Annotated in this window: 7 protein-coding genes and 1 other RNA gene; 5 read left to right on the forward strand and 3 right to left on the reverse strand. The window is 43.9% G+C overall.

Annotated elements, in window-relative coordinates; genetic code table 11:
* Positions 1-68: 68 nt before the first annotated feature.
* From ssrA to IBX48_RS09770, 3 genes are all read left to right on the forward strand, one after another.
* Positions 69-425, forward strand: a transfer-messenger RNA (tmRNA) gene (ssrA, locus tag IBX48_RS09760).
* Between the two features lie 218 nt (positions 426-643).
* A complete protein-coding gene (vapB, locus tag IBX48_RS09765) occupies positions 644-886 on the forward strand; it encodes a type II toxin-antitoxin system VapB family antitoxin (RefSeq protein WP_296833934.1) in 243 nt (80 codons plus the stop codon).
* A complete protein-coding gene (locus tag IBX48_RS09770) occupies positions 879-1,280 on the forward strand; it encodes a type II toxin-antitoxin system VapC family toxin (RefSeq protein WP_296833937.1) in 402 nt (133 codons plus the stop codon). Before vapB ends, IBX48_RS09770 begins: the two co-directional genes overlap by 8 nt.
* Positions 1,281-1,455: 175 nt before the next feature.
* On the opposite strand, the gene IBX48_RS09775 is transcribed toward IBX48_RS09770, so the two are convergent.
* Positions 1,456-2,808, reverse strand: coding sequence for an anti-phage deoxyguanosine triphosphatase (locus IBX48_RS09775; RefSeq protein WP_296833940.1), 1,353 nt, complete (start codon positions 2,806-2,808; stop codon positions 1,456-1,458).
* A 176-nt stretch (positions 2,809-2,984) separates the two neighbouring features.
* On the opposite strand from IBX48_RS09775, the gene IBX48_RS09780 reads away from it, so the two are divergent.
* The gene (locus tag IBX48_RS09780; RefSeq protein WP_296833942.1) at positions 2,985-3,254 is read left to right on the forward strand and encodes a ribbon-helix-helix domain-containing protein; all 270 of its coding nucleotides are present in this window, start codon (positions 2,985-2,987) and stop codon (positions 3,252-3,254) included.
* Positions 3,251-3,529 (forward strand): type II toxin-antitoxin system RelE/ParE family toxin, encoded by a 279-nt coding sequence (locus IBX48_RS09785; RefSeq protein WP_296833945.1) that lies wholly within the window; start codon positions 3,251-3,253, stop codon positions 3,527-3,529. Before IBX48_RS09780 ends, IBX48_RS09785 begins: the two co-directional genes overlap by 4 nt.
* Positions 3,530-3,531: 2 nt before the next feature.
* On the opposite strand, the gene rfbD is transcribed toward IBX48_RS09785, so the two are convergent.
* Complete coding sequence (gene rfbD, locus IBX48_RS09790) at positions 3,532-4,428, reverse strand: dTDP-4-dehydrorhamnose reductase (RefSeq protein ID WP_296833948.1); 897 nt, start codon at positions 4,426-4,428, stop codon at positions 3,532-3,534.
* Between the two features lie 174 nt (positions 4,429-4,602).
* The gene (locus tag IBX48_RS09795) at positions 4,603-4,761 is read right to left on the reverse strand and encodes a hypothetical protein (RefSeq protein ID WP_296833951.1); all 159 of its coding nucleotides are present in this window, start codon (positions 4,759-4,761) and stop codon (positions 4,603-4,605) included.
* Positions 4,762-4,809 lie beyond the last annotated feature (48 nt).

Raw genomic sequence — 4,809 nt, forward strand, 5'->3', positions numbered from 1 at the left:
AAATATAATCTCCTCTACCCTTTAAAATAAAAACTTTATCTATATAATAAACAGACTCACCGAATATCGGGGCTGCATTGGTTTCGACGGGGAGAATGAAGTTTAAGATGCATGCCGTGCCTGAATGATGCACGTAAATCTTAATTCAAATTGTTATAGTTGCAAACGACGATAACTACGCTCTAGCGGCTTAAGCCCGCTGGTGCGGCTCAGGGCAGTTGTTCGTGGCGCCTGATGCCGTATCGACTTACACGGAATCGTATTTACCGCGTGTTTGGGTAGGTAAATACTAAACAGGACAAACTCGTCTTACGTGCTCCCTGACAGTCGGGAAACGTTAAGATTAAACTAATAGACTGTATAAGCATGTAGACTCTTGGATGGAGTCTTTCCGGACGGCGGTTCGACCCCGCCCAGCTCCACCAACAACAAAGCCCGCATTTGCGGGCTTTTTTATATCGCGGTTTCAAGTATTCACTATTTCCCATTAAATCCACAAAAATCCCTATTGAGATTGATCTGCGTGGTACAACTGTAAAAATAACAAATCCATAATCCTCAGCGCCTCAAAAATTGAATCCACAAACATGGAAATTAATTCAACGCTTCTATATACTACACATATATACAAAAGGAGCCGCAAATGATTACAGCAACGGTTTTTGAAAACAATAAAACTCAAGCAGTGCGTTTACCTGTCGCCGTACGATTTGAACCGTCGGTCAAAAAGGTGTTTGTTCGAACACAGGGTAAAGAGCGCATCATCACGCCTGTTGATAATACATGGGATAGCTTTTTCCTATCTCCGACCACATCTGTGAGTGATGACTTTTTAAACGAACGCCCAGAACAAACTGAAACCCCGCGAGAATCCTTCGATGATTAAATATTTGCTAGATACCAATATCTGCATTTATGTGATTAAACGCCGCCCTATCGAAGCACTTACAAAATTTAACGATGCGGCGGGCCACCTAGCCATTTCATCGATCACGCTTGCCGAACTATTACACGGTGTAGAGAAAAGCCAACAAATAAGCAAAAACCTGCAAGCCGTTGAGGATTTCTGTAGCCGTTTAGACGTGATAGACTATGATGAAAAAGCAGCAGCACATTATGGTGAAATTCGTGCCGAACTTGAACGTGCTGGGACACCAATTGGTGTTAACGATCTTCACATCGCAGGTCATGCAAGAAGCCTTGGTACGATATTAGTCACCAACAACATGAAAGAATTTGAGCGCGTGGAAGGTTTACGGTTACAAAACTGGTTAGATTAATGTTAAAAAAACGGGATTAGAATCCGTTTCACTTTTAATAAAATGGCACAAAAACAAATCCAAGCCCTTTATCTAAAGGCTTTTCGAAATAGCCCAGCTCCACCAATACCGGGTTGTAAAAAACCCACAAAAAAGCCCGAGAAATCGGGCTTTTTTGTGGGTGAGAGGCAATACCCTAAAGTCGATCGAATATCGAACCACTCATCGGCATAAAGAACTTTTCGTACATACGGGATGCATAGGTATTGGTCATGCCGGATATATAATCGGAAATCACACGTTTGCGTTCGCGTTCGGTTTTGGCTTCGTTGACTTTACGCACCGTATTACTTGGTAACAATCTATCGCCATTGGCTTCCAAAGTTTTAAATAAGTCCATCACAATCAACTGGCCCTTGTATTCCATGCCTTTTACTTCTGGAATGGTGATGACATTTTTAAACACAAAACGTTTTAACAACTCCAACACCCTAGCCTGAGCGTCTGGTAAACAGGCCTGGTAACGCAACAATGGGTGCTCAAACTCATCCTGCTCAGCAATATACACATGCTCTACCATAATACCCACCATCTTGCTGACGGCATGCTTACGCGATTTTGAGCTGCCGCTGAATAACCGTTCGGTCATCAGGTCATCCCATAACGGGTTTTCGGTGAAGGCTTCGTTTTCCATCACTTCGGCCTGCCAAAGATCGCTTGAAACCATTTTCATCGCTACCGCATCCTCCAAATCATGAATGCCATAAGCAATATCATCGGCCAGCTCCATAATAGTGGTGTCCAACGATTTATGCTGCGTGCAAGCATGGCCGGTGGTGGATCTCGTTAACTGAATAAAACGCTTGCGATCAGCCGCACTGAACGGATTTAACACCCAATTAAACAGCGCCTCTTCTTCTTGATACAAACTTTTAGGCGGATGCCAGGCGCGCATATTCCAAGTTTTAAAATCCGTGACTTCCGGTTCCGATAACAACTGCTGATAGGCGGCGTTAACACTCACAACGTCTTCATAGATCGCAGGATACTTCAATACGCCCAAAGTGGCGCGGCGCGACAAATCAATACCGTTTTTTGGCGTGTATTCGCCAAGTTTGGCCAGGATGCGTAAGGTTTGCGCATTGCCTTCAAAACCGCCATGATGGCGCATCATATAATTCAACGCCACTTCGCCGCCATGACCAAACGGCGGATGCCCTAAGTCGTGCGCCAAACAAATCGCCTCAATCAAATAAAACGATGGTAACCAATCCATATAGGCTTGGCCTTCGCCATCGGTAATCAGCTGCTCAACAATCCCCGAGCCAATTTGCGCGACTTCCATTGAGTGGGTTAAACGCGTGCGAAAAAAGTCAGACTCATTTAAACCAAAAATCTGAGTTTTCGACTGCAAACGCCGAAACGAGGCCGAATGAATTACCCGCGCCCGATCGCGCTGATACACAATCCGTGCCGGACGTGCGGGCGAATCATTTAAAAATTCAGTGTATTTTTGTGTCCAAATCGGTTCTTGCTGTTCCGCGTTCATAAAATCACCCAACTAAAAAATTGTTATCTATCATAACCTGTCACTTCTAAAAAAGTGAAGACTCCACCCCCTTTCATTAAGCTGTAATGGATTGAATCAATTTATAGCTTGTTTTATTAACTTTGATTAACTATGATTGTTAATTATTAGGATAATTAACACCTAAGGAGATCACCATGCCACAAGCAGATACTAGAGTGCTAACGGCACACATCCCAATAGAAATAGCCAATCAAGTTGATCAAATGGCGAAGAAACTTGAGCGCTCAAAAAGCTGGATTATGAAACAGGCCTTGTCCGCGTGGATTGTACAAGAATCTATGCGCGAAAGATTAACGCAAGAAGCTTTGGCTGACGTCGATGCAGGAAATTTAATTAGTCACGAGTCTATGCAAGCTTGGGCTTTGAGCCTCGATTCTGACAAGCCCGCCAACCTCACCGAATGATAAAACTTTCCTGGACAAACAAAGCGGGGTCTGACTTGGCGCGTTTGTATGAGTTTTTAGCCCCTATTAACAAACAAGCGGCAGCCAAAACCGTACAGTCTCTCACAAACGCACCAAACATCTTGTTATCACATCCCAAATTAGGCGAATGCCTTGATGGTTTTCAACCTAGAGAGGTTAGGCGTATTTTGATCAATGACTATGAATTACGCTATGAAATTCAAAACAATACCATCTACATATTACGCATCTGGCATACAAAAGAACTCAGGTAATCTTATCGCACAGGCGATGTTAAAAACAGATCGTGTCCACCCAAAGCCTCGCGCCAAGAGCGTATCGGACCGGGCAACCAGGCCTGGATTTGAGTGGCGTCCAAAACTGAATACGCTGGACGACAAGCTTTAACGCCATAGTCGGCGGTTGAAATCGGCAGAACTTTGCAATCCAACTCACTCAAACGCATAATCTCGGTGGCCAATTCCGCCCAACTCGCTTGACCTTTATTTGCAAAATGGCAGACCTGTGTCGACCACCAGGCCTGGTGGTTTGGGTTTTCATCTAACGTTTTCTGGCGAAAGCTAACAATATCAAACACGGCTTGCGCTAAATCTAACGCACAAGTGGGAGAACCGATTTGATCACTCACCACTTGTATGGACGATCGCGTGGCGCCGAGCTGGCGCATGCGAGTTAAAAAGTTTGAGCTAAAAGGAGAAAATAACCAAGACGTTCGAACCACCAGGCCTGGTGGATTAACAGCAAGCATTGCATTTTCACCCGCGAGCTTGGTCTGGCCATAAACATTCAAGGGAAAAGGTTGATCCGTTTCAAGATAGGGCCGGTTTTTTAAGCCATCAAACACATAATCCGTCGAAAAATGAACCAGAAAACCACCCTGCTGTTTTACCAATTCCGCCAAATGACGCACCGCCAAATGATTAACCGCATCGGCTTTATTCGGCTCGACTTCCGCTAAATCCACTTGGTTATAAGCCGCACAATTGATCACCACATCATAGTATGAATCGTGCAAAACCTCAGCCACCAGGCCTGGTTGTGTAATATCCAGCTCACGCCCATATGCTTGAATCTCAAATTCGGGAAAACCTGCCGACACCTGTTTGAAACACTGTCCCAGCTGGCCATTAGCCCCAAGTAGTAAAAGTCGCACTTTTGAATTAAACAAAGAAGAAAGGAAAAAATATAAGACTCAATAGAATATTGAGTCTAGAAATTTAAACATGTTTAGACTTAGTGTTTTTCTTGTGGTTTACCGCTTCATAGACCACGAGCAACAAGCCTGTAACAAACGCTAACAATGCAATAGCGACTAAATATTCCATATTTATAACTCCTCAATTCTGTCTAGGCACTTAAATACACGTTTATTCAAAAAATAAATACCAATCGTAATCGCAAAAACAGCAAAAACCGAGACAATCACCAAAACCGGTTCCAAGTTATGGTACTTCTGAGCTAACCACGCCAATAAAGAAATGGGCATCTCGATTAACCCCTGGTTGATTCTGCGGGACTTAAAGGTCACTTATTC

This window comes from Thiomicrospira sp., from assembly GCF_014859555.1.
GTDB lineage: Bacteria > Pseudomonadota > Gammaproteobacteria > Thiomicrospirales > Thiomicrospiraceae > Thiomicrospira.